This is a genomic window from Caballeronia hypogeia (assembly GCF_001544875.2).
Lineage (GTDB): Bacteria > Pseudomonadota > Gammaproteobacteria > Burkholderiales > Burkholderiaceae > Caballeronia > Caballeronia hypogeia.
This window is the reverse complement of the sequence record NZ_FCOA02000007.1, coordinates 211,224-233,287: the sequence shown is the minus strand read 5'-3', so window position 1 is coordinate 233,287 and position 22,064 is coordinate 211,224. Positions and strand designations below refer to the sequence as shown.

24 protein-coding genes and 1 pseudogene are annotated in these 22,064 nt (G+C 58.7%); 14 read left to right on the top strand and 11 right to left on the bottom strand.

The window, feature by feature from the left end:
- Positions 1–162: 162 nt before the first annotated feature.
- Together AWB79_RS14100 and AWB79_RS14095 are read left to right on the top strand one after the other, a co-directional pair.
- The gene (locus tag AWB79_RS14100) at positions 163–1,116 is read left to right on the top strand and encodes an IS5 family transposase (protein WP_061168030.1); all 954 of its coding nucleotides are present in this window, start codon (positions 163–165) and stop codon (positions 1,114–1,116) included.
- Between the two features lie 534 nt (positions 1,117–1,650).
- A complete protein-coding gene (locus AWB79_RS14095; RefSeq protein ID WP_061168069.1) occupies positions 1,651–4,020 on the top strand; it encodes a PAS domain S-box protein in 2,370 nt (789 codons plus the stop codon).
- A gap of 171 nt (positions 4,021–4,191) precedes the next feature.
- On the opposite strand, the gene AWB79_RS41050 is transcribed toward AWB79_RS14095, so the two are convergent.
- From AWB79_RS41050 to AWB79_RS14060, 8 genes and pseudogenes are all read right to left on the bottom strand, one after another.
- Positions 4,192–4,386, bottom strand: a complete 195-nt coding sequence (locus tag AWB79_RS41050) for a DUF6434 domain-containing protein (RefSeq protein ID WP_074169377.1) — start codon at positions 4,384–4,386, stop codon at positions 4,192–4,194.
- Entirely contained in the window at positions 4,383–5,039 is a 657-nt protein-coding gene (locus tag AWB79_RS14090; RefSeq protein ID WP_061168029.1) for a hypothetical protein, read from the bottom strand. The genes AWB79_RS41050 and AWB79_RS14090 overlap by 4 nt, the downstream gene beginning before the upstream one ends.
- A gap of 320 nt (positions 5,040–5,359) precedes the next feature.
- Positions 5,360–5,647: pseudogene (locus tag AWB79_RS14085) on the bottom strand (hypothetical protein); the annotation flags it as partial.
- A 54-nt stretch (positions 5,648–5,701) separates the two neighbouring features.
- Positions 5,702–6,727 carry an IS30 family transposase gene (locus AWB79_RS14080; RefSeq protein ID WP_061168027.1) on the bottom strand — a complete coding sequence of 342 codons (1,026 nt, stop codon included), beginning with the start codon at positions 6,725–6,727 and terminating at the stop codon, positions 5,702–5,704.
- A 9-nt stretch (positions 6,728–6,736) separates the two neighbouring features.
- Positions 6,737–7,555, bottom strand: a complete 819-nt coding sequence (locus tag AWB79_RS14075; protein ID WP_198399025.1) for a hypothetical protein — start codon at positions 7,553–7,555, stop codon at positions 6,737–6,739.
- 8 nt (positions 7,556–7,563) lie between these two features.
- Positions 7,564–7,830, bottom strand: coding sequence for a hypothetical protein (locus AWB79_RS14070; RefSeq protein WP_157695781.1), 267 nt, complete (start codon positions 7,828–7,830; stop codon positions 7,564–7,566).
- Positions 7,831–8,069: 239 nt separating this feature from the next.
- On the bottom strand, positions 8,070–8,435 hold the full coding sequence (locus AWB79_RS14065) for a type II toxin-antitoxin system VapC family toxin (RefSeq protein WP_061168025.1): 366 nt from the start codon (positions 8,433–8,435) through the stop codon (positions 8,070–8,072).
- Complete coding sequence (locus AWB79_RS14060; RefSeq protein WP_061168024.1) at positions 8,429–8,644, bottom strand: ribbon-helix-helix protein, CopG family; 216 nt, start codon at positions 8,642–8,644, stop codon at positions 8,429–8,431. The genes AWB79_RS14065 and AWB79_RS14060 overlap by 7 nt, the downstream gene beginning before the upstream one ends.
- Positions 8,645–8,970: 326 nt before the next feature.
- On the opposite strand from AWB79_RS14060, the gene AWB79_RS14050 reads away from it, so the two are divergent.
- Both AWB79_RS14050 and AWB79_RS39500 read left to right on the top strand, forming a co-directional pair.
- On the top strand, positions 8,971–10,125 hold the full coding sequence (locus AWB79_RS14050; RefSeq protein WP_232470906.1) for a CAP domain-containing protein: 1,155 nt from the start codon (positions 8,971–8,973) through the stop codon (positions 10,123–10,125).
- A gap of 99 nt (positions 10,126–10,224) precedes the next feature.
- Complete coding sequence (locus AWB79_RS39500) at positions 10,225–10,620, top strand: hypothetical protein (protein WP_157695780.1); 396 nt, start codon at positions 10,225–10,227, stop codon at positions 10,618–10,620.
- 113 nt (positions 10,621–10,733) lie between these two features.
- Here AWB79_RS39500 and AWB79_RS14045 read toward each other — a convergent pair whose 3' ends face one another.
- Positions 10,734–11,546: a hypothetical protein gene (locus tag AWB79_RS14045; RefSeq protein ID WP_157695779.1), complete on the bottom strand. Its 813-nt coding sequence runs from the start codon at positions 11,544–11,546 to the stop codon at positions 10,734–10,736.
- 293 nt (positions 11,547–11,839) lie between these two features.
- Positions 11,840–12,406 (bottom strand): hypothetical protein, encoded by a 567-nt coding sequence (locus AWB79_RS14040; RefSeq protein WP_061168020.1) that lies wholly within the window; start codon positions 12,404–12,406, stop codon positions 11,840–11,842.
- A gap of 190 nt (positions 12,407–12,596) precedes the next feature.
- On the opposite strand from AWB79_RS14040, the gene AWB79_RS14035 reads away from it, so the two are divergent.
- The 4 genes from AWB79_RS14035 (at position 12,597) to AWB79_RS14020 (ending at position 15,009) form a co-directional block, all read left to right on the top strand.
- On the top strand, positions 12,597–13,538 hold the full coding sequence (locus AWB79_RS14035; protein WP_061168019.1) for a hypothetical protein: 942 nt from the start codon (positions 12,597–12,599) through the stop codon (positions 13,536–13,538).
- Positions 13,535–13,717, top strand: coding sequence for a hypothetical protein (locus tag AWB79_RS14030; RefSeq protein WP_061168018.1), 183 nt, complete (start codon positions 13,535–13,537; stop codon positions 13,715–13,717). The genes AWB79_RS14035 and AWB79_RS14030 overlap by 4 nt, the downstream gene beginning before the upstream one ends.
- A gap of 175 nt (positions 13,718–13,892) precedes the next feature.
- Positions 13,893–14,714, top strand: coding sequence for a CsgG/HfaB family protein (locus AWB79_RS14025; RefSeq protein ID WP_061168017.1), 822 nt, complete (start codon positions 13,893–13,895; stop codon positions 14,712–14,714).
- Positions 14,715–14,814: 100 nt separating this feature from the next.
- The gene (locus tag AWB79_RS14020; RefSeq protein WP_035510755.1) at positions 14,815–15,009 is read left to right on the top strand and encodes a hypothetical protein; all 195 of its coding nucleotides are present in this window, start codon (positions 14,815–14,817) and stop codon (positions 15,007–15,009) included.
- Between the two features lie 515 nt (positions 15,010–15,524).
- Here the strand turns inward: AWB79_RS14020 and AWB79_RS14015 are convergent.
- Positions 15,525–16,235, bottom strand: coding sequence for an SOS response-associated peptidase (locus tag AWB79_RS14015; protein WP_061168068.1), 711 nt, complete (start codon positions 16,233–16,235; stop codon positions 15,525–15,527).
- A 191-nt stretch (positions 16,236–16,426) separates the two neighbouring features.
- On the opposite strand from AWB79_RS14015, the gene ku reads away from it, so the two are divergent.
- The 6 genes from ku to AWB79_RS13985 all read left to right on the top strand — a co-directional run bounded on the left by ku (position 16,427) and on the right by AWB79_RS13985 (position 21,997).
- The gene (gene ku / locus AWB79_RS14010; protein ID WP_061168016.1) at positions 16,427–17,362 is read left to right on the top strand and encodes a non-homologous end joining protein Ku; all 936 of its coding nucleotides are present in this window, start codon (positions 16,427–16,429) and stop codon (positions 17,360–17,362) included.
- Between the two features lie 2 nt (positions 17,363–17,364).
- Complete coding sequence (locus tag AWB79_RS14005; protein WP_061168015.1) at positions 17,365–18,189, top strand: tetratricopeptide repeat protein; 825 nt, start codon at positions 17,365–17,367, stop codon at positions 18,187–18,189.
- Between the two features lie 11 nt (positions 18,190–18,200).
- Entirely contained in the window at positions 18,201–19,508 is a 1,308-nt protein-coding gene (locus tag AWB79_RS14000) for a cation:proton antiporter (protein ID WP_074169374.1), read from the top strand.
- 58 nt (positions 19,509–19,566) lie between these two features.
- The gene (locus AWB79_RS13995) at positions 19,567–19,779 is read left to right on the top strand and encodes a hypothetical protein (RefSeq protein WP_061168014.1); all 213 of its coding nucleotides are present in this window, start codon (positions 19,567–19,569) and stop codon (positions 19,777–19,779) included.
- Between the two features lie 86 nt (positions 19,780–19,865).
- Positions 19,866–20,336 carry a hypothetical protein gene (locus tag AWB79_RS13990; RefSeq protein ID WP_061168013.1) on the top strand — a complete coding sequence of 157 codons (471 nt, stop codon included), beginning with the start codon at positions 19,866–19,868 and terminating at the stop codon, positions 20,334–20,336.
- 383 nt (positions 20,337–20,719) lie between these two features.
- Positions 20,720–21,997, top strand: coding sequence for a hypothetical protein (locus AWB79_RS13985; RefSeq protein WP_157695778.1), 1,278 nt, complete (start codon positions 20,720–20,722; stop codon positions 21,995–21,997).
- Positions 21,998–22,064: the final 67 nt, after the last annotated feature.

Here is a 22,064-nt window from a genome sequence, read left to right as displayed (position 1 = left end):
TCTAGTTCGGGACTTCCTCCAGCGCCAAGCACTGTGTAAATCCTGATCCGACTGCCCACGCCCGGTTTGCCATCTAACGATGCTTAGGAACCTCTGCAAAACTCCTTCTTAAAGTAACGGTTAGGAGTACTATCAGTAGATGAACGACTTGGAGGCATCACGATGACGCAACTTCATCTCGGCTTGAACCTGTCAACCAAACGCACGCGCAAGCGCGAGTTTCTCGACGAGATGAGACGCGTCGTGCCTTGGTCGAGGCTGATTGCGTTGATCGAGCCGCATTATCCGAAGGGGAAAACTGGGCGTCCGCCATTTCCGGTTGCGACGATGTTGCAGGTGCACTTCATGCAGCAGTGGTTCGGTCTGTCGGATCCGGCGATGGAAGAAGCACTCTACGATGTCCCGCTGTATCGCGAGTTCGCGGGCCTCGATGGTGCGATGACCCGTCTCCCGGACGAAACGACCATCTTGCGGTTTCGGCATCTACTTGAAACACATGGTATCGCCGCGAAGATCCTCGCGGTAGTCAACGAGATATTGAGCGAGAAGGGCTTGATGCTTAAGGCGGGTTCGGCTGTCGACGCCACGTTGATTGCAGCGCCTAGCTCGACGAAGAACGGCTCCGGTTCACGCGACCCAGAGATGCAGTCGACCCAGAAAGGCCGCAACTGGTACTTCGGCATGAAAGCGCACGTCGGCGTGGACGCGGACTCAGGCCTGGTTCACACAGTCGTCGGAACAGCGGCTAACGTACACGACATCAACGCAGCACTATCGTTGTTGCACGGCGAAGAAACAGATGTTTACGCGGACGCTGGATATCGGGGCATCGAAAAACGGCAGCAAAAGGGCTCGGCTCGATGGCATGTTGCGATGCGACCCAGCAAGCGAAGACAACTGAACTTGAAGAACCGTGTCGATGCAATCTACGACAAAATCGAACGACTGAAGGCCGGCATTCGTGCGAAGGTCGAACATCCTTTCCGAATCCTCAAGCGACAGTTTGGTTACCTAAAGACGCGTTACCGGGGACTGGCGAAGAACACCGCTCAGATCACTACGTTACTTGCGCTGGGCAATTTATGGATGATGCGCAAGGCGCTGCACAAAGCGTAGAGATGCCGGGCACAACGAAGTGGGCCTCTGGCTCTCGCTCCATTTGACAAACCGTGCGCCCTAGCGACTCTCTCACCGACATTGGCGGCCCGACATGTCGCGACAAAACATCAGCCCCGGCATCTGTTCGCGTCCTGCCATCGTCTGTGTAGGACGCAGGTTTTTTGAAACGTGTTGTGCAGAGCTTCCCTTACCTACTGGATCGCATGTCGCGCTCTCTGCCTGACCTCTTTTACAAAGTAATTTTTACGGAAAGGTAACGCGACGGCGCGAGTTGCAAAAACTTCACTGGGTCCGGTAAAGGGCGCGCTAGGATGGACTTCGCTCATGCATTCGGGTGTGATCAATCCATCTGGCGTTACGTTGCACCGGCATTTGAGGTCGTTACCGATCGATGCTCTTCGATCTGAGAATTGGCGGAAGAAACAGAACGCACTCAACTCGCGGCGAGCAGCGCAATATCCGGACAAGCGCGATTGACTTGTCGCTATCGCTTGTAGAATGGACGGCGTCCCTTCACAAAAATTGAACGACATGTCTCGCAACCAGAAGCCGGATCGTCCCGCCGCTGACTATTGGGCAACGGAGTGGGCCCGGTCCGTCACCGAACTTGCAGTATTCGCCATAACGCCCGATGGCTTCATCTCGACCTGGAACGCCGGAGCAGAGGTCATCTATGGCTACCGCCACGACGAAATCATTGGAGCGCATTCGACCGTCTTGCTTCCCGATGATCCAAAGGATCGAGAGGCATTTGAAGCCGAACTTCGCCAAGCGCGAGAAAAAGGTAGCTCCGCGATCGAGGGCTGGCGTAAGCGAAAGGACGGATCGGTGTTGTGGGCGAGCGTCGTGACAACTGCGCTCGTAGATACAAACGGCACCCCATTTGGCTTCGCAAAGCTTGTACGCGACGAGAGCGAGAAACGGAAGGCTCACGAGGCGGTAATCGAAAGCGAGCGACGATTCAGATTACTCGTCGACGGCGTCTCCGATTATGCGATCTACATGCTCTCGCCAGACGGATTTGTCACCAATTGGAACAACGGCGCGCGGCGCATCAAGGGCTACAGCGCGCAGGAGATAATGGGCTCGCACTTTTCCCGGTTCTACACGCCGGAAGACGCAGCCGCCGGTCTGCCGCAGCGTGCCCTCGAGATTGCAGCCCGTGAGGGGCGTTTCGAATCAGAAGGATGGCGTGTGCGCCGCGACGGGACTCGATTTATCGCCCACGTAATCGTCGATGCGATTCGCGACGACTCCGGCGCCCTGCTTGGATTTGCAAAAATTACTCGAGACGTCACGGAGAAGCGAGAAGCTGACAAGCTCCTCGAGGAGACAAAAGCCGCGCTTTTTCGGGCGCAAAAAATGGAGGCAATCGGGAGGCTCACTGGAGGCGTGGCCCACGACTTCAACAACGTGCTGCAGGTTTTGCGTGGCAACCTCGAGTTGCTGCAAACCCGCTGCGCCCGGGATCAGTGGTCAATGGAGCGCTTCGGCAACGCGATTCAGGCGGTCGAGCGCGGCGCAACGCTCGCCTCGCAATTACTGGCGTTTGGTCGGCGCCAAGCGCTTCGGCCGGAGCCCGTGAACCTCGCAGCTATGGTCCGCGGCACGGATGACCTGCTGCGTCGGGCACTAGGAGAAACCATCGAAGTGGAAACAGTGGTGTCCGGCGGCCTTTGGAATGCGTTCGTCGACGTTCACCAGCTCGAGAACGTTCTTTTAAATCTGGCAATCAACGCGCGTGACGCAATGCCCGATGGCGGCAAGCTCACGCTCGAACTTTCGAACGCGATGCTTGACGACGACTACGTGCGCTCGCTTTCGGACGTGCCGGCTGGTCAATACGTAATGCTTGGCGTGACCGACACCGGATGCGGGATGTCTGCCGATGTGCTCGAGAGAGCCTTTGACCCGTTCTTTACCACGAAGCCTGAAGGTCAAGGAACCGGACTGGGTCTCAGCATGGCTTACGGCTTTGTGAAGCAGAGCGGCGGACACATCCGCATCTACAGTGAGCCTGAGCACGGCACAACCGTACGCATCTACCTGCCGCGGACGTCCGCCGAAGCGCGCGAAACAACAACTAGACTTAATGCTCCCGCCATGGGAGGCAGTGAGACGGTGCTCGTAGTCGAGGACGACACTAAGGTGCAAGCGACGGTGATCGCGATGTTTACCGACCTTGGCTACACGGTGTTGAAGGCAGACAACGCCGACCAAGCTATTGCAGTGCTCAGCAGTGGTGTTCACGTCGATCTTCTCTTCACAGACGTCGTGATGCCGGGAACATTGAAGAGTCCTGAAATGGCACGACGTGCTGTACAGCTGCAGCCGCATTTGCAGGTTCTCTTCACCTCGGGCTATACGCAAAACGCAATCGTTCACGGCGGCCGGCTAGACCCCAACGTTGAGCTCATCAGCAAGCCATACAGCCGCAAGGAGCTCGCGGCCAAAGTCCGGCAGGTCTTGGGCTCCGAGGGACTGCCTTTGAAAGACGGCGCAAACCATGTTTCTGCAAGCACGCCCGAGGTCGCGGAGCGCATGGCTCTTCGCGTGCTGGTCGTAGAAGATGACGAGCCGACGCGCGATGCGGTAAGTGAACTGCTCCGAATGTTAGGGCATAGCCCAACAACCGCGTCCAGCGCGCAGTCCGCAATCGACGCATTCGATGAGGCCCCGTTCGACGTGCTTCTCACCGATGTGCATCTGCCCGACCTTTCCGGTATCGAGCTCGCTCATCGCATCGCGACGGTGCACAAGGGCATCTCGGTCATTTTCGCATCCGGTGATACGGTTCAAGACATCAAGCCAGGCGACTTTCATTGGCAGAGCCTTCGCAAGCCCTACGCAGTTGACCAGTTGGAGGCAGCGCTTCGTAAAGCGCGGAGGGATAACGCTTGAAAGGGAATGCGCAGGCGGACGGACGCAGGCAGTACGGCACGACTGAGTCGCGCGCGGCGCTCTGCCGACCATGTCGACGCTTCGTCGCACTTGCTGTGCGCAGTTAGACTGCAGCTATGACAGGCCGCTGAGCGACGAGCTGCGGTCATTCGAGGGGCAGGCTGACGGTACCTACGGACGTCCGCAACTGGCCGCGTGCTGCCTGATGCGTTCCACATGGGGCTGAGTTTTGACGTCGATCTTGCGCAACCTGATCCATTCATCTGCGACTTCCCCCATGTTCTGGGGTACTCCGCTTTTAATCCAGGCCATGAAGGCTCGATCTAACCTGAACGTCTCACCACACTCTGCCGTCAGTTCGTTCAATGCTGCCAAGTTTGCTTAACACTGTCCGGGGCATTGCGAGAGGCTTTAGCAAGTATGTCCGTCAGAGAGGCGCGGAAAACCTGGGCCGTGGCAACGACAATGCCCGTTGCCTGCTCGAACGAAAGCTTGCTTTTGTCAACATTGCTTTGGACCGTGAGGCCGCCGTCACTTCCGCGAGCGATGAGAAAATTAAAGTCCGTTGCCAGCATGGCATCTGTGTCGCGGTCGAATCCGCGCAATGGATGACCAGGCTCGTTTGGGTTTTTGTAAACGTCGTCAAGCCATACGGTTTCGTTGCGGCCCATATCGCGCACTGCGCGTCCTTCAAGGCTAACGTCGCATTGAACATGAGCCATTCCGCTTTCGCCCCACCTACCCCAAGGGCGGAAATAGCAATGGGCGGACGATACGTCGTCGGGAAGGGTCGCTTTCGCGTCGTGTAGTGCTCGCGCGAGAGGGAGATTTTGATGAAGCTTGTCCGCTGACACACGATGGTCGTATTCATAATCTCGATTGAGGGCGTAAGCGATCACCGCCAGTGCCGCGAAAGCAATCGCTACAAGCACCAGTAGTAGCGCGCGGCTCCAATCAATTTCCTTGCAATCTGGCTTCTGTCCGGCTTGGACAAGCTTTAAACGCGTCGTGTTTGTCATGATATTTATCGCAATTCAATTTCAAGCGCACCGTAGCGCTAGTCGGAGACAACGCTTTTCCTTGTTGTTCGGGCCGCACGCTCTCTGTTCGCGCCGCGTGTGGTCAAGCATGCGGGTACAGCATCGTTCCGTCTCAGACGGACGCGAGGGTTTCGCGCAACTGCGTCGCCAGCGCCCGATAGGCGCGACGCGTACGCCGGCATTTCCTCGGGACCGCACTTAGCGTCACCGTCGAATTGGCAGTCCGCGAGGATTTCGCGGGCGACGCTTACTGGCCGAACACGGAACTTCCAGGCGGGGACAAGTCGGGTCGCCCTGCGTCAGAATCCATAGGGCGCATCGCCCCAACGTCGCAGGACACGATAATCGTGCTCGGGCAACGCGATCAGTCCTGCCTCCGCCGCCTCCAACACGCGCTCCATCTGTCCGCTCTTCACCAGGTTGCCATGCAGCCCGTAGAAGTACCATGCGAAGGGCATTCCTATCCGCTCGTCGAACTGCGTGAGCATTCCATACTGGCTATACACGTCGAGGTTCCGCGTGTTTTTGAGCTCAGCAATCTTGCGTGTGTGCGCCCACTGAGGGACAAAGCTAAGTTCTCTGACGCCCTGCTGATCAACGTGGTCCTGGGGCGGTTTCAAGCCGAGGTGCAACAGGGGGGGTTAATGTTTAGCGCCTTGAGGTTGGCTTGCTGAGGCGAGCGTGGCGGCGAAGACCTCGAATGGCGAATGGAACGCGTGGGTTGCGCGCGGCCGGTTGTTCAGGCTGTCGGCGATAGCATCGAGTTCGTCCTGTGTGTAGACCGAGAGGTCGGTTCCTTTGGGCAAGTATTGTCGCAGCAAGCCGTTGGTGTTTTCACATGTGCCGCGTTGCCAGGGGCTATGGGGGTCACAGAAGTACACCCGCACGCCGGTGGCCGCGGCGAGTTCCTGATGGCGCGTAAGTTCCTTGCCCTGGTCATAAGTGAAGCTCTGGCGCAGGGGTTCAGGAATCGAGTTGAGTTTGGCCGAGAAGCCCGCCAGAGCTGAGGCGGCGGTAGCATCGTCCATCTTGGCAAGCAGCACCAGCCGGCTGGTGCGCTCAACCAGCACGCCAACGGAGGATTGGTTCCCAGCGCCTTTTATAAAGTCGCCTTCCCAGTGGCCAGGCAGCAGGCGGTCCTCGATTTCGGGCGGGCGTACGTGAATACTCACCATGTCGGGAATCTGCCCGCGTCGGTCTGTGCCGCGCGTGCGCGACATGCGGGTGTTGTGGCCGTGGCGCAGGCAGGCAATCAACTGGCGGCGCAATTCGCCACGCGGCTGAGCATAGATAGCCGTGTAAATGGTTTCATGCGATACGTGCTGGGCGGGGTCGGTCGGATACATCCGCCTAAGTGTGCCCGATATCTGCTGGGGTGACCACTTCCAGTCCAGCAACGTGAGCACAATCCGCCAGCGAACGCCTTGCGTGCAAAGCTTGGCGGGGCCGCGACCAGCCCTACGGCGGGCGGCGCACAGCGCTTGAGCTGGCACTGATGCGTAGCCAGCAGGAGAGCTGTTGCGCGTCAGTTCACGGCTCACGGTGGAGGGCGAGCGCCCGAGCATTCGGGCCATGGCCCGAATGCTCACGTCCTGCAATCGTAGGCTTGCGATGGCGAGGCGTTCTTCAGGTTGAAGGTGCTGGTATGAAGTAGTTTTGTCGGGCATTGCAACACCTTATACGAGATAAGTGTTGCACCTCGCTTTTGAGGCCGCCTGGGTATTAAATGTCCAGCGTTGGCAGACTCGCTCTCCCGTACGGCCGGCGCTTGACTCCGTCCAGTCATTGAAGAAACGGCGACCGGACCATTGCATCTGGTCGTAGCCCGGCGTGAGTTCCCGTATCGTTAGGGCGCGCTGCTGGCCGGTATCGCAGTCGGTCTCGATCACACGTCGATCGCCGTCAACGCGATGACGAGCGAGATAAAGCTCCTCCCCAAGCGCGGCGAACCGATGCATGTCTATTACCTCATGGAGTCGGTAACGTGGCTGACCGAGTGAGCGTCGTTCGGACTGCTCGGCCCCCATGCTGCTCGACCCATGCCGTAGGTCTGCGACATCTGGCAATCCCCAGCGGTCGGTGCGAGGGAGAAGCTCGCGCTCTACGAACTCCTGTTCCTCCCAAACTGCGACCTGAATGAAATTGTCCTGTTCGCCGCCACGGTCGTGAACGAAGTAATGCAGCAATCGCTCGGTTTCGGTGATCAGGTATCCAGCATCGTTGTGCGCCAGCCATAGCGTGCGTGCTGAGCCGCCATGCGCTTGCAGTTCCGCCTCGATCCACGTGCGATAGTCAGGCGAAATTTCGCGGCCGTCGGCATCAATGATCCGAGCCGGTGAGGTGCCGTATATATCGCGGGTCATGACGTAACACAGAGACCGGTAGTCGGTGCGTGTCGCGAACGCCGTCAGCAACTCGGTGTGCTTCTTCTTGACCGGTGTCGCTGCGACGATCGTGTCCAATACGTCCGTCTGTAGCTCGTACTCTTTGCGCATGTGCGGTCCTATCGCTTCGGGGAACGCTTCGCCGTCACATCGACGTTTTCAGCGAAGCCAGCCTGCAAGATCCTGTACGCCCACTCCAGTTGCTCCTCGTGACTCTTGGGCGGCACGATGGACGGCCCATAGATCATGGCGAGCGCCTTCGCTGCCGCGCCCAACGCTTTGATGGCGGCAAACCGCGAAGCCTCTGGTTGATGCCGCTCGATATGGTCAACCAAAAGCTGTCCTAGCTCCTCGACGAGTCGGGCGTAAGCGTCGCGGTTGTCCATAGCGTTTTCCTCACTCATGGTCACGAAGCTCCGACAAGGACTGTTCCAACATGTCGGCCGCGTCGAAATGAAGCTGCACATCTGCCGAGTCGAGAAAAATGCCCAATGGCGATCCGCTGACTGATGCCGTTGTGTCACCGAGGCAGGAAACAAACCATGTTCAACCCGACCCCGGCACTCGCTCTGCTGGCAGCGATCAATGTCTTGCGTGATTCTAAATGCGCTCCAGCGCGTGCTTCCTACACTTTGTATGGGACGCGAATACCCGGTTCGTCCGCCGGAAAGTCCTTCGTATTGCGCGAAACGAGCAACATCGAATGCACCTGTGCCGTTGCCCAAATGATCGCGTCAGGAAGACGAACCCGCCTTGCTTTGCGGATTTCGACCGCGCGATTGGCTATGGCACTGTCAAGCGTAATAACGTCGAATGTGCCTAGCCACCCCCGAATCGATCCCTCGTCCGCGGAAGACGCGCCTACAAGGACCTCCATCCACGTGATCGTGCTGATGGCACGGTATTCATACCGCCCCAACTCCTTCTTCGCGGCGCTTATGCCGCCGAGATAGTCGATGAGGATATTCGTGTCAAACAGCGCTTTCACCATTCGGAGCGAAGCTCCTGCTGGTACGTCAGACCATCGACCTTTTTGGTTTTCCACAGGCCGAACACGTCCGTGCCAAGGGTGCGTTTGCGTTGTGCGATGTAGGCCTCGATGGCGTCACGAATCACTGCCGCGCGCGGACGTTGCTCTGCTTCCACAATCGCAGCCAAGTCATCGACCTGTGAATCCGGTAAATCAACCAAGATTCTCATTGCCACACCTCCGTATAGTGATATACATATCATATATCGCCGGTACGTTTAAAACAAGCGTTACCGATTTCCAAGCGGGGAATCGACGCGTAACCCTGTCGACCCAGCATTCTGTTTCGTCCAGACGAAAGACGCCCGAAATGCCGCGTCTTTCGCCCGCGCAAGAACCAGCTTTCTGCTCAATATGCTCCTGCCGGCCGGGCAGGCGTGCCCGATTTGCAGCGGTTCATAGCGCCGGCGTAGTAGGCGCGGCTTCGCTGCCTTGACAAGACCCTTTTCACACAACACTGGTTTCGTTCAACGATCCACTCGCTAGCGACGGGTCGGTGAATACGAAAAACGATCAGAACGCCAGCTCAGGGCGTCCAACGAACTTAATGAGGCTTGGTTTGAAACAGTCGTCTGCTGCATTGCCGTCCATCCGACTTTCCGCTTTGGCGGCCTTGACCGTCGCCGTGCTCGCCGCATGCGGCGGCGGTTCGGGCTCCTCCGACTCGAACAGTGCGGGAAGCTCGAACAATACAGGGAGCCAGAGCGGCTCGCCAGCCGCGTCGCGGAAAGCGAGCTTCCTGCCCCCGGCATCGACGGTACAGAGCGTTGCGGCCACCGGAGACCCCATCGCCGACAGCGTCGCTTACCTCAATGCCATGCGGCACAACGTCGGTTACACGACCGCACTCTCGGTCGATAAAGGGCTGACGACGTCGTCGCAAAACCATGCTGTCTATCTTGCCGACAACTCCATCTTGAGCCATGGGGAGACTGCTGGCTTGCCAGGATTTACCGGCGCGTACCCCGGCGACCGCATCGACAAGCAAGGCAGCTATTCGACTTGGGGCGAGGTAACGTCTGCCGGTGATGTGCGCGCATTCACTGACTCTCTCGTGGGCGTCCGGGGGCTCTTCGACGCTCCCTATCACCGAGTCCTCATGCTCGACAACTTCGCAAGCATGGGAGTGGGCAGCGCCTCCAGCTCAACGTGGCAGGCATTCAACATCGACTTCGGCAACGAGACGTCCGCCCTGAGCGGCACGCAAGTCATCGCATATCCGTACCCGAACGAGACGGACGTTCCGACGGATTGGTACGTCAATGAAATCCCGAGCCCGTTCGCGTCCGCGCCTCAGTACAACCAGACGTACACCGGTTACCCCATCACCATCCAGGGCAACATGATGTCCAAGTTGAGTTCCGTGAGTTATACGGTCACCGACAGCGGCGGGAATGCGGTGGCGTGTCAGCTTCAGACGTCTGCCAACGATACGCTACTCACGAACGCTGCGATGTGCGTTCCCTTCAAGCCGCTCAACTCAAACGCCACGTACACGGTGCATGTCGTCGGCGTTCTGACCACATTCGGGGCGAATGGGACGCAGAACAGTTCGCTAGATCTCACATGGTCGTTCACCACCAAGGCCGCGAGCACAACGAAGGTTCAAAAGTTGAACGGTGGCGGTGTTCGTCCGCCCGCCGTTCTGTAAGCGCCGCCTCGGGTAAGCACGGCTTTTAGCGAGGCCCGAGCGGCATCGGGCGGTCTGGCATCCGTGCTCGAAGAACGACAATCGACTAGGAGAAGTTTGATGAGCCTCGACGACAGAGACTGGTATCGCGAAGAAATGCGCCGACGAAATTCTGGTAGCGGAAGTCCGAATCGAAGCGGATATGTCCATCCCAATCTGAGACACCTGCAATCTCGGCCAAGCGCATCTCGCGGGAAGATCGCTCTGGTCTGGCTGCTCATATTAGGCGGGCTGTTCCTGCTTTTCCGATCTGCCGAGCGAAACGGTCAATTGGCCTTCGCGGTTTCGCACATCGTGGAGTTGGTACACCAGGAACGAACTCGCCTCTTTGCATTTGCCTGCGTTGTATTAGCCTTGGCGCTTATCCGCGCCGTTCGCGGAAGCCGCCGGCGGAAGCAAGCCACGGCGTGGCAGAAAGCAGTCTATAACCCGAAAGAGTTCCGGCGAAAGCGGTAGGGAGGCGACGAATTTCTTGTGGACCCACGCGGCGACGCCAGCCGAGCGCGACGCGAGCCGAGCGACGCGAGCTGTCACTTCTAGTTGCGCTCGCCATCCGTCAGTCTAGACACTCACAAGTGCCAGTCGGGGCATTCCAGATTGTGAGCCGGTGCTCCGCGCGCCAAGTCATTCAGATGTTCGAGCTGCTTAATGCTATCGGCCCCGGCCTCGATGTAGTAATCGCTGAGCTTTCGGTCTGCCATCGCATTTCCGCTGAAAACCGGCCCCGCGAACGAAAGATCGGGCACATACTTCAGCCCCAATCGCTTCTTGATCCGAGCCGCTGCCTCATTCACTTTGTCGTCCTCTTGAAGGCGCTGCGGCAATTCATCGAATGCATCTCTTATAGCTGCGCTGTCCAACGGGGCTGCCCGCTCCGCGCTCGTTAGGATTGGCGTGAATGCCGTCCAATCGTATGGGAGTTTTCGCCCGTTCGATTGGCTAGCGTCACGGCCAATGTTGACTTTGCCGAGCCACGCGTACATACCGGCCACGCCCTCGGTCGGCAAGTCGTCGCGTGTGACATCAAGTTCGATGGCTTCAGCAACGCCAGCATCTGCCAAGTATTGAGCGGCAGATGCCGTCGTAGCGAACCAATCTTCGGGCTTTGCGGATGCTGACACGCGAATTTCTGCCTGCTCAAGCGTGTATCCATTGGTGAAGTTGTCATTGACTGCCAGCCTACAGATTCGGAATGGCAGGACGTGACCAATCTTCTTTCCCTCGGCAGCCGCTCGAGCCTGGTCGGACTGCGCGTTCGCGTTTCTGTTCGTCGCGTCCGCCGTCGCGTTTGGGTCGCCGTCTGCACGCGAGCACGCTCCCAGGGAGGCCATGGCGAGAAGCGCGACGGCAAATCCAATCCTTGTGCGAGTGCGTTCGCTCATCGCTTTTCCGAGGGCGTGCACGCAGTCGGGGTGACTACCTGCTTTGCGATAGACCGCGTTGATTCGAGGCCGCGCAGGTTTGTATGTTCAGTGATGGTGTATGTGGCAACCACCCATCCCTCGGGAGTCACTTCTTCGTATTCGTCGATTTCCGTCTGCCCCATCGTGCCTTTCGTGCGCGAGCGCACATGGCGCAGCTCATTAACGGAGGCAACGCCTAGTTCATCCTTTAGGCTCATAGTTCACTCTTTTTTCTGGTAATCCGCCTAGCGTTCTTATACGCACCTATTTCCCTATTCGTTCGACACCGTTCCAGATACGCGGAGCGCGTGCGCGAGCGCGGGAAGCATCCTCCATTTCCACTCGGGCGCGTCGATATCGCCCGGCTGGTCGCGCACGGCTTCGTCAGCGAGAGCGAACGTATATATCGGCGTACCGTCCTTTTTCTCCGCCACCTTCAGTGGATGCTGTTCGAGGATTGCCTTCCCTATCATTCCGTATTGCAAGTTCGCGCCAGTGTAAGACGCATAGCCCGCTGCAGCAGCAAGTTGGGTCGCAGTGATTGTGCGATCTGGCGCGTGATAATGCGCCTGAAGCATCCGAACTTGCGCGGCCGACAAGTTAGGAAGCACCGCCGCGAGTGCAGCCGTGTATCCAACATCAGCCTCCGTTCCTTGTCGCCGCGGTGTACCGAGTTCGTCATCGATAGCTCGACGTGCGACAGCAATCGCATCCTTCACGGTCCCGCCTAACATCTTGTGAACCGGCGAGTTGTCCTTCCACGCCCAGCAACGCGCGCCGTAATCGCTGGCCCGCGCTACGAGAACATATCCCCGGTAGTTCTCTGTCTTCTCGGTCATTTTTTGCCGTGTACCTCGTGATGGTTTCGACGATGTAGATGCCTTGACTCAGCACGTTTAACGGCCTCAGAACCATTTTCTTGAGGGAGTAGCCGTTGTTGCGTTCGCTCCTTGACTTCGCAAAGGGGTCGATAGGCTGGTTCATGACGCGAATGAATCCGCGTCGCTATCGTCACCTAAGCGAGGTCCCATGGAACCCAACAAGAAAGAACCCGTCGACGCGATCAAGCTGGTCAAGTCGCTCATCGACGTCATTCAAGCATCCTTCGCGACCGCATGGAAAGCGGTCCTCATCCTCGGCGGCGTTATCTTGGTCGCCTACTGTTACTTCGAAAGCATCGTGCCCGAGGGTTTGTCCCTCGGTGACGCCTTCTTCCTCGCGTCGGCTGCTTTTTCGTTCACATGCATCGCCGTCATCGGGGTCAGCTTCGGTGTTTTCGCAGCCTTATGGGCGCTCAAGCTCCTCGTCCTCGCCAACGATTTCCGGCTCAAGCGTCGCGGCCAGCCGCCCGGCTCCTCGCTGCATCCGGCTGTCGATAACCGGTCGACAGTGTTCATGTCGTTCCTCGTTGCGCTCCCTCTCGCCTATCTCCTCATTTTCGTCAGGGATCAGGCACCGGACGCGCGCATGCACGAGACGTTGATGTTCTTCGCCGCAGTGGGCGCGATCACCGCGATCCTCCTGCTCATCGTTCCCGCGACGGCGCAGCGGAGCAACCATCGGCTCACCGTGAGCGTGCTCGCAATGGCCGTCTTCAGCATTCTTGTCGCGACGCGGCCCGCCATTCTGAATCTGGCGATGGCCAACCTCGGGGTGCGCTCAGCCCCCGGCCAAGTGGTAATTTTTTCCGACGCTGAGCACACGCAACTCGCCGCGATCGCAGCGGCCAGCGGTATGAAGGTCCAATTCTGCAAGTTGCCGACGACCGACAAATGGGGCACGCGCGACGCTCGCGCGGTCTGGCATGGCGTGGGTGGCAGTTCATACGTTCGGCTCTTCGACGAGACAAACGGGTCGCGAAACGTCCTCGTGCGGGCGAACCGCGCGGATGTGGAAATACTGCGGGGCGACCGTACAGGCTTTAGCTGCGCGCCCACGCTGGCTGCCGCTCCGGCCGGTAAGTCGTCATGACGCGCATCTACGCAACGCTGAGAAAGCGCTACACCACGGAGGCATTGAAAGCCCTGGGTTTCGTCAAGGACGGCGGACTGATGGTAAAGCGCGGGGCGATGCGTCGCATCCGCGCACAAGCATCGAGCCTTGATGGCGTGTGGTGGCGAGTGACCCCGCTCGAGCGCCGCTGGCGTTAGACAACCGCAGAAAACGAAAAGACGCTCAAAAACGCGCGTCTTTCCAAATCCGACACCCGTCAACGGTCGGTAGCCTTGTCTTCGCTCATGAAAGCGTCTGCGTGGTAACGCAACCGCTGCTGGCTCAATCGGCCGTTGCGCCATAAATGAAAACTCACGAATACAACGAGGAAACATGAAGCTCAAAATGATCGGCGTCGCCGCCCTGTCTGTTTTTGCCCTCTCCGCTTGCTCCGAAATGCAGATGGGCGCGCAATCCGCCAAGACGACAGCGACCGGCTCCGCTGCTGGCGAAGCGTCGCAGAACGCAAGCGCGGGCCTCCAACACTGCACCGCGCCGCTCGGCACCGTCGCCATCGTCGAGGATACGGAAGCGCCGTGGTACGGCCTTCTCACTGGTCAATACCAGCTCGGATCGACGGTGCCCGTCCTGAAGCTGCTCGTTCAGCAAAGCAACTGCTTCGTGATCGTCGATCGCGGCCGCGCGCTCGGCACCGCGATGGGCGAGCGCTCGCTGAAAGCGTCGGGCGAACTGCGCAAGACCTCAAAGATGCACAAAGGCCAGATGGTCGCAGCCGACTACACGATCAGCCCGACTGTGACATTCAGCAACCGCGACGCGGGCGGTGGGGCAGCGGGCCTGCTCGCATTCGTGCCCGTGGTTGGCGGTGTGCTCGCCGGTGCCGCCGGCACGATGAAGGCACAGGAAGCGTCGACCATGCTGACGCTCGTCGATAACCGGTCCAGCGTCCAACTCGCGGCCGCTGAAGGGTCGGCGCGCAATGTCGACTACGGCATGCTCTCCGGCGTGTTCGCCGGCGGCTTCGGCGGCGCAGGCGGTGCGGGCGGCGGTGCTTATGCACGCACGGCGCAAGGCAAGGTCGTGGTCGCCGCATTCACCGACTCGCTCAACAACCTCGTTGGTGCGGTTCGCCAGTACCGCGCGCAGAACGTCAAGGGCGGGCTCGGCAACGGTGGCGCTCTGGTCGTCAACTGATCGAGCTAAGGGCGCAAGGCAGCACATCGTTCCGCCCAGTTAAGGACCCGTTTAGGTTGGCCGTTATACCTGTCTCATCGAACCATCAAAGGAAGCTCACATGCGCCTCTTTCTCGCCATCATCATTCCGTGGCTCCAGTTCTTCACGATCGGCCGTCCGATCGCCGGAATCATCTGCTTTCTGTTGCAGATCACCCTGATCGGCTGGATTCCCGCCGCTATCTGGTCCGTTTTCGCACTCGGCCAGTACAAGACAGATCGCAAGATCGAGCGCGCGCTCGGTAGCCGCGCCTAAAGCATCTCTTATGGCCGCCGCCGGGCGGGAGCTTCGCGTCGGCCTTACTGTTAGACAGGTACGATGATGCGCTACGCATTCAACGCTGGACGGCTTCTGTTGCGACGACGGATTACGTGGCAGACGTTCAAGTACTCACTTCGCGAACGCCCAGTGGCCGTTGCCGGCCGCGCTGGTTGCTACGTCGTCGACCCGCATTTCGACGAAGAAACGATGCTATGACCGTTCAGCGTCAAAGTTCGGGCTCTTCGCCCCCGTGTTTGGTGCCATCGACGACGCGACGTCTATGTCACATCACTCTCTCCACTCGCCGATGACAATTTCGCCTTCCACGTCATTGGCAGCCGCCACCTGAGCGCGACTGCCATCAGCTCATCGTCAGTCAAAGTCGAATGCTCTTGCGTCGTCAGCAGCACGCCGACGCCATTCGAACCAACTTCCGGCGGAACATATGCCGCTCGATAAGTAGGCATCGCCTTTCTCCATGTTGTGGATACAAGTATCTTCTGCCTCGATCAGCCGCCGTCATCCGCAAGAAGGGATGCTTGCGCCAGATCAACGTTAGGCGTTGCCTTCGGCTTGGCGGTTCGGGGCGGTAGAGGAAACGGCTCCGCGTGCATCGCCTCAACCGGATAAAGCTGCAGGAACGAGCGCGCTTCGTCCGTGCTCTTGCAAGACAGCCAGTCTTCATATTCCGTCGGCGGGATGATGACAACCGACCTCTTTTCCGCTCCCGGCCTATGGAACCGCTTCATCAGCGGGTGATCGTCGGCGTTGACTGTCAACATCGTCATCGACAGGCTGGTTGAGCCATCGGCCGGATCTTTCCATGCACGCCAAAGCCCAGCGATCGCGAGCGGCGCGCCATCGGCCATGCCGATTCGCCAGCGCACTGCCTTGCCAGTCTCATAGTCCGGCTCGTAGAACCGGCGACAGGGGATCAGCGCGAATTGCAGCTTGTTCCAGGCGGTGCGAAAACTCGTCTTCTGGCCGACTGACTCGGAGCGCGCGTTCATCGTATCGAATGCTTTCACGCCCTGCGGGATGAACCTGCGCGGGACCATGCCGAACGTCGCGGCGTCAGTCAAATACTCACCGTCGACGCGGCGGAAGATCGGCGCAGCATAGTCCTTGTAGATTTCCGGCTTGTAATCGAAGTTCGGCACCGGGAACAGACTGAAGACGTCAAACGCGTCTTTCGGATTAGACTCGTAGCTCGTGCACACTTTTTTGCCCTCCGTTGCGAAAATATACACGGAGGCGCAGCGGCGCCCGCCTTGCCGTTGCCGCAACTGGGGTCAGCGGCGTGGCACCCGATTTGCACAGAACGCCCGTTGGCCTTGCCGCGTGACTGCGTTGTGCCGCCAAGAGCGGCATCGACTGTGGCCGGCCAGATAACCTACGCGAGAGGTTTCTTATGGCTGCCCGCTCGATCGCTTCAATGACGCTGAGTTTCGGTCTCGTCTCTGTGCCGGTGAAGGTCTACACGGCCACCGAGAGCAAGTCCGGCGTCGGTTTCAACCTGATGCATAAAGAGTGCGGCACCCGGCTCAAACAGCAGTACGTCTGCCCGCACGACGGGAAGGTCGTCGAGCGCGCCGATATGGTCAAGGGCTACGAGTTCGAGAAAGAGAAGTACGTGATCTTCGAGAAGTCGGAACTGGAGGCGCTGGAAGCTAGCGCGAGCCACACGATCGACATTGTGTCGTTTGTGCCAACCGAGGCGATCGACCCGATTTATCTCGACAAGGCCTACTACCTCGCCCCCGACAAGCGCGGCGGAAAACCGTACCGGCTGCTGCAGGAAGCCATCAAGGACAGCGGCACGTGCGCCGTAGCGCGCTGGACCTGGAAGGGCAAACAGCACATGGTGCAGGTGCGCGCCGGCAACGACGGCTTGATCCTCCAAACCTTGCTCTACGCCGACGAAGTCCGTTCCCAGGCCGATATCGGCATCGAAGAGACTGATATTCAGCCGACGGAGCTACAGCTCGCCGAGCAACTGATCGAGCAGTACCGCGTCGACAGCTACGACGCGGCCGCGTACAAGGACGAAGAAAAGGAGCGCATCCTCGCCGAGATCGACAAGAAGATCGCCGGCAACAAGATCACCGCCGCGCCCCACATCGAGCACCCGGGGGCACAAGTGATCGACCTGGTGGAAGCGCTACGCGCCAGCCTGAAGAAAAAGCCACAAGCGGAGGGCCGTGCAGCCCCGCGCGCCGCGGCCGGCAAGGCTGCGAAGCCCGTTGAGACTGCCGAAACGCCACCTCCGACGAAGAGGCGCGCAGTGCGCCGTGCCACGACCGAAGAGCAACCGGCGCCCGCACGCAAGACCGGCACCCGAAAGTGACAATGCGCGACAGCGGTTACAGCCTGCGCGAAGTCCAGCGGATGCTCGGGATCTCGCGTAGCGTCGTCGAACGGCTCATTTCGGCGGGTTTCATCTCTCCCTCGGCCGGCGCGCGTCGCGAGCGGCGTTTCAGCTTCCAGGACGTTGTGATGCTGCGCACGGCGCATTCGCTGAGAGTCGCCGGCGTTTCGCCGATGAAGATCGTTCGCGCGCTCGGCCACCTTGAAAAAAGTTGGGCGCGAGAAGGCTCGCTCACCGGTGTTCGAATTGCTGCAGTGGGAGCGCGTGTCGCCGTGCGTGACGGCGCCAGCCGGGAATGGGATGCCGAATCGGGCCAGTTGCTGCTGGACTTCGAGCCGCGCCCCGCGTGCGGGGAAGTTGCCTCGCTGGCGCAACCGCGACAGCAGAGGTACGAGGAGACCGCCGACGAGTTGTTCTTTCGAGCTCGCGCGCTCGAGGACGCGGACTTGGATGCCGCGGAGGCGGCCTACCGCGATGCGCTCGAAGCGGCGCCCGATTACACGGACGCGTCACTCAACCTGGGCTGCATCCTTTTCGAGGCGGAACGATACTCTGACGCCATCGCAGTGTACCGAGACGCCCTTCGCTTCCGACCGGACGATCCGGTATTGCACTTCAATATCGGCGTCGCATTGGAAGACTCCGGCCAATTGCGCCAAGCGCTCGAGGCCTATCAGGCTTGTATCGCCCGCGCGCCCGACTTCGCTGACGCACATTTCAATGCCGCCCGGATTCACGAGGAGCTTGGCGAGGCAACCAAGGCGATTCGGCACTTCAATTCGTTTCGCAGACTGCAAAAAGATTAGACGAGGCCGCATTGACCATTGAAGCGGTGTGGTTCCTTATCGTTGGCGCGCTACTCGTTTTGATGGCGGTCGGGAGGAAGATCGTCGAGCGCCTGCCGATGACCGGCGCGATGGTGTACCTCGCAGTTGGATTCGTGCTGGGTCCAGCCTGCATCGGGCTACTCACGCCCAATGTCGAGAAAGACGTCCACCTCCTGCGCATTCTCACCGAAGCCGGTCTTGTCGTATCGCTCTTCGCCATTGGGATGTACCTGAGAATCGAACTCACCGACTCGCTGTGGAGATTGACGCTGCGGCTTGCCGGTCCCGCGATGCTCATCACAATCGCGGTCATGTTCGTGGCTGCACGCTGGGGGCTTGGTCTCGCCGCCGGTCCTGCCCTCCTCCTCGCCTCTGTGCTGGCGCCGACTGATCCGGTGCTGGCCAATGAACTGCGTGTGGAGAAAGCGGGCGACGATGAACCGTTGCGTTTCGCCTTGTCATCGGAAGGAGGTCTCAACGACGGCGCGGCCTCTCCAATGGTCTTCATCGCTCTCGCGCTGTGCGGCGTGCATAGCCTTGGCAGCGACAATCCATGGACTTTTGCTCTCGCGATCCTTTGGGGACTGGCCAGCTCTGCCATCATCGGATGGGCTTTCGGCACCGGAGTCGTCGCCCTTGTCACAAGGCTGCGGACCCGCTACGACCATGCGCTCGGCCTGGAAGGATTTTTGGCGCTCGGGCTGGTCGCCCTTGCCTATGGTGCGACGCTCATCGTCGACGGCTACGCGTTTATCGCGGTGTTCGTCGCCGGCGTCGCGGTGCGACGGCAGGAGATGAAGGCCACCGGCGACCAGGCGCCGAGCGAGGCGTTGGAAGAAATCGAACGTGGTGAGCGCGAAGAAGCCGCCAAAGATCCCGAACTGGCACACGCCTATATGGCCGAGTCGATGATGGGCTTTTCGGTCGAGATGGAGCGGTTCATTGAACTGGGTCTGATGCTGCTCATCGGCAGCGTCGTCTCTGCGCATTCGCGAGAGATGCTGCACTGGTACGTGATCTGGCCGGTGCTGTTTCTGTTTCTCATTGCCCGCCCGATCGGGACGACGCTGTCGCTCATCGGTTCTTCGTTGGACTCCCACCAGCGATTCCTGTCCGCTTGGCTCGGGCTACGCGGCGTAAGCGCGTTCTATTACCTGCTTTTTTGTCTCGAACAAGCCGGAAAACCGATCGCATTAGAGATCGGACCGATCGTCTTGGCAGCAATTGTTCTCTCGGTAATTCTCCACGGCACTAGCGCGACGGTCCTACTCGATCGCTACTTTCACCGGCGCGACTAATCGGGCCGGAACGCTGTTTGCTTCGGCCGTCACTGCTCGTAACTTAAGGAGAAAAGACATGGCTGAACAACACAAGCCGGGCGAAAAAGTCCAGACGTCAGGAATCTACAAGCTCGTCAAGGAAGGCGACGGTGCCACGGCATTCGAGGTGACTTGCGTCGAGGGCGAGCACTTTCCGCCCACCCGAAGTGGCAAAGGAGCACACTACGAGCTGGTTCACGCAGCGACCCATTCGCACAAGCACAGCGAGCTCGGCAGCGGCGACAAGTAGGACGCGAATGTCTGGCGGCGACCCAGCAGTGTCCGGGCGCCGTCGGCAACCAAGCCCCCAGCAATCATCGCTGGTGAGGAGGCGCCATGTTTCGGTCGTACCTTATTGATCCTCTGTCGTGCACCGTTACGAAGGTGCGGGAGGGTTTCGACCGTGCCGAACAACTCCTCGGCACCGATCGGCTCGACGTCGCCACGCTATGGACCGCTTCTTTTGACCCGCATTCGTCGGTCAATCTGGTTTCGGCGGACGAGGCCACCTTGGATGAACCGCTGTCGGAAACCGGCTTCAGCCTCTTTTTCACATGCCACGGCACGAGGAAAGAGTGGCAAATCACCGGCAAGGCGGTGCTCGTCGCGGGCGGCGATATCCCGACAGACATTGCTGAGCAAGTCGACACAGTTGCATCCGTCGAACGCGCAGTCGAATTCAAGTTGCAGATGGAGGCCGAGGTTGTTGCTTGGACCGAACATCCCCAGTTCTCCAACGGTCGGGCGGGCGTGAGACGTGCGCAAGTCAAAAACGAGAGGTCCGACCACCGCAAAAGCGGGTCCTGACTTTCAGCTATCGACCCCCAGCGGACCCTCGACCTATCTCTGTCAAATCGGGCAGTTCCAAGGTACAACGGTCATTCGCCCGCGAGTCGCTACGAGAGCAACGCACAAACGTCGCTGGTTCAATCGATGGCGGGAAGCGGACGCGTCAGAGGGGCAGCGGCTGCCCACTTCCTGGCTTCTCGGTTCGCGCCGGCCGGGATTGATCGAATGCGTTTCGTGGAGCGGACGAGTAGGCAAGTAAGGGAACCCTCCTCATCCGACGCGTGCACGCTGCGCCTAGTGATCCCATTGCGGAAGATTGCACAGTTATTTCCGCGGTCGCACATGTTACGTGTTTGCGATGGGATATGCTTCTGAAATCTCCCGCCGTTGTGAGGCTGACCATGCTCCGCAACTCCCGCTGTGTTGCCGTCATCACAACCTTTATCCTCGTGTGCGGGCTCACCGTAGGTCAAGCAACGCCGCTCGATAGCCAAGCCGAAAATGATAAAGAGATCTGCAATAACGTGAATTTGAAGGCGATTGCCCGGAATTATTTGGACGCGCCAGAAAATGCGACAAGCGTATATCTCCTAGCTAATCCCGGATTCGACGACAAGATCGTAAGGCGGGAAACGCTCGCGGGATTCACCTATTTCGTGGCACCGCTTGAAACAATCCCTCTTTGTGCGAATGCGACCAATCTAGCGAAGTCCTCGGTAGAGGACAATTTGTTCACCGAACGAGACATACGGTTTACCGCGGCTAAGGTTTTTTCTAAACGGCTCTTGGCACAGTCAAACCAAGGGGACCCGCAACCGACGATCGTGAGAATCGAGCTCGATAACAAGGAGCGCGCTCTCGAAGAAATAGATGAGCTGCGGTCAAGGGCCGACTTAGTTCAATTGGGCATTGAAAGCTCCGTTCGCTATAGATATCTCGAAAACCACCTCCTACGTTTCACCGCAGAGAATTTAATTCAAGCCGCAGCAATCCCAACTCGATACTTTAAATTGAAGCTGATCTACGCAGGAGTCTTGTCGCCAGATGTAGGCAAAGACATCATTTTAGAAATTGCTCTTGTATCAGGCGTTCCGGCCACCGAGATATCTCTTATTGGAGACCCTAACGGCTGCGGCTTCGAGCAGCCTATGGTGATGTATTTTGAAGAGTCCAAATACGGGCCGAAGAACTACATATTCATTGCTTCTCCGGGCCTTTATCGGATCTGTAGTTTTGCCGGGCTTTCAACCGCACTATCAGCTTCTTCACTGAGCTCAGTCAAGAACTTTGACTCCACAACCAATTCGGATACTTTCTTCGTGATCGACCTTTTAAGGAACTCGTTATTGCGCATGGGCATTTCGGGCATAAGTGTCGAACCTGCCGGGCCGATCGAGTCCAAGGAGGCGTATGTGACAATTAAGGGCCTTCGAGACAGGATTAATATGCCAGGAGTTTTTACCGGAAAAAGAAATGAGCGGGTGTTTCTTAAAATAAAATTGAAAGAGAACATATTGAGCATTGACCAGCGGTATGAATACAGCGACTTCTCAGGAACCCTGCGATGGCGAGACCCGGAAGATCCACAGTATGCAAGCACTGATTTCGCCAAGGGCGCCAGTCTGTTTTTGGGGCGCCTTATTAGCGAGATAAAGTATGTTCTAACTGCTTCAAAATGAACGCTTTCTCCAGGGGGAACCACATCTCAGATCCAAACTGGGACGAGCGCGAAAACAATGGATATGG

What these genes read in the sequence shown, in the direction of transcription:
- AWB79_RS14100 (WP_061168030.1), top strand. Translation starts at nt 163, where the DNA reads ATGACGCAACTTCATCTCGGCTTGAACCTGTCAACCAAACGCACGCGC.
- AWB79_RS14095 (WP_061168069.1), top strand. Translation starts at nt 1,651, where the DNA reads ATGTCTCGCAACCAGAAGCCGGATCGTCCCGCCGCTGACTATTGGGCA.
- AWB79_RS14090 (WP_061168029.1), bottom strand. Translation starts at nt 5,039, where the DNA reads ATGACAAACACGACGCGTTTAAAGCTTGTCCAAGCCGGACAGAAGCCA.
- AWB79_RS14080 (WP_061168027.1), bottom strand. Translation starts at nt 6,727, where the DNA reads ATGCCCGACAAAACTACTTCATACCAGCACCTTCAACCTGAAGAACGC.
- AWB79_RS14075 (WP_198399025.1), bottom strand. Translation starts at nt 7,555, where the DNA reads ATGCGCAAAGAGTACGAGCTACAGACGGACGTATTGGACACGATCGTC.
- AWB79_RS14070 (WP_157695781.1), bottom strand. Translation starts at nt 7,830, where the DNA reads ATGGACAACCGCGACGCTTACGCCCGACTCGTCGAGGAGCTAGGACAG.
- AWB79_RS14065 (WP_061168025.1), bottom strand. Translation starts at nt 8,435, where the DNA reads ATGGTGAAAGCGCTGTTTGACACGAATATCCTCATCGACTATCTCGGC.
- AWB79_RS14060 (WP_061168024.1), bottom strand. Translation starts at nt 8,644, where the DNA reads ATGAGAATCTTGGTTGATTTACCGGATTCACAGGTCGATGACTTGGCT.
- AWB79_RS39500 (WP_157695780.1), top strand. Translation starts at nt 10,225, where the DNA reads ATGAGCCTCGACGACAGAGACTGGTATCGCGAAGAAATGCGCCGACGA.
- AWB79_RS14045 (WP_157695779.1), bottom strand. Translation starts at nt 11,546, where the DNA reads ATGAGCGAACGCACTCGCACAAGGATTGGATTTGCCGTCGCGCTTCTC.
- AWB79_RS14040 (WP_061168020.1), bottom strand. Translation starts at nt 12,406, where the DNA reads ATGACCGAGAAGACAGAGAACTACCGGGGATATGTTCTCGTAGCGCGG.
- AWB79_RS14035 (WP_061168019.1), top strand. Translation starts at nt 12,597, where the DNA reads ATGGAACCCAACAAGAAAGAACCCGTCGACGCGATCAAGCTGGTCAAG.
- AWB79_RS14030 (WP_061168018.1), top strand. Translation starts at nt 13,535, where the DNA reads ATGACGCGCATCTACGCAACGCTGAGAAAGCGCTACACCACGGAGGCA.
- AWB79_RS14025 (WP_061168017.1), top strand. Translation starts at nt 13,893, where the DNA reads ATGAAGCTCAAAATGATCGGCGTCGCCGCCCTGTCTGTTTTTGCCCTC.
- AWB79_RS14020 (WP_035510755.1), top strand. Translation starts at nt 14,815, where the DNA reads ATGCGCCTCTTTCTCGCCATCATCATTCCGTGGCTCCAGTTCTTCACG.
- ku (WP_061168016.1), top strand. Translation starts at nt 16,427, where the DNA reads ATGGCTGCCCGCTCGATCGCTTCAATGACGCTGAGTTTCGGTCTCGTC.
- AWB79_RS14005 (WP_061168015.1), top strand. Translation starts at nt 17,365, where the DNA reads ATGCGCGACAGCGGTTACAGCCTGCGCGAAGTCCAGCGGATGCTCGGG.
- AWB79_RS13995 (WP_061168014.1), top strand. Translation starts at nt 19,567, where the DNA reads ATGGCTGAACAACACAAGCCGGGCGAAAAAGTCCAGACGTCAGGAATC.
- AWB79_RS13990 (WP_061168013.1), top strand. Translation starts at nt 19,866, where the DNA reads ATGTTTCGGTCGTACCTTATTGATCCTCTGTCGTGCACCGTTACGAAG.
- AWB79_RS13985 (WP_157695778.1), top strand. Translation starts at nt 20,720, where the DNA reads ATGCTCCGCAACTCCCGCTGTGTTGCCGTCATCACAACCTTTATCCTC.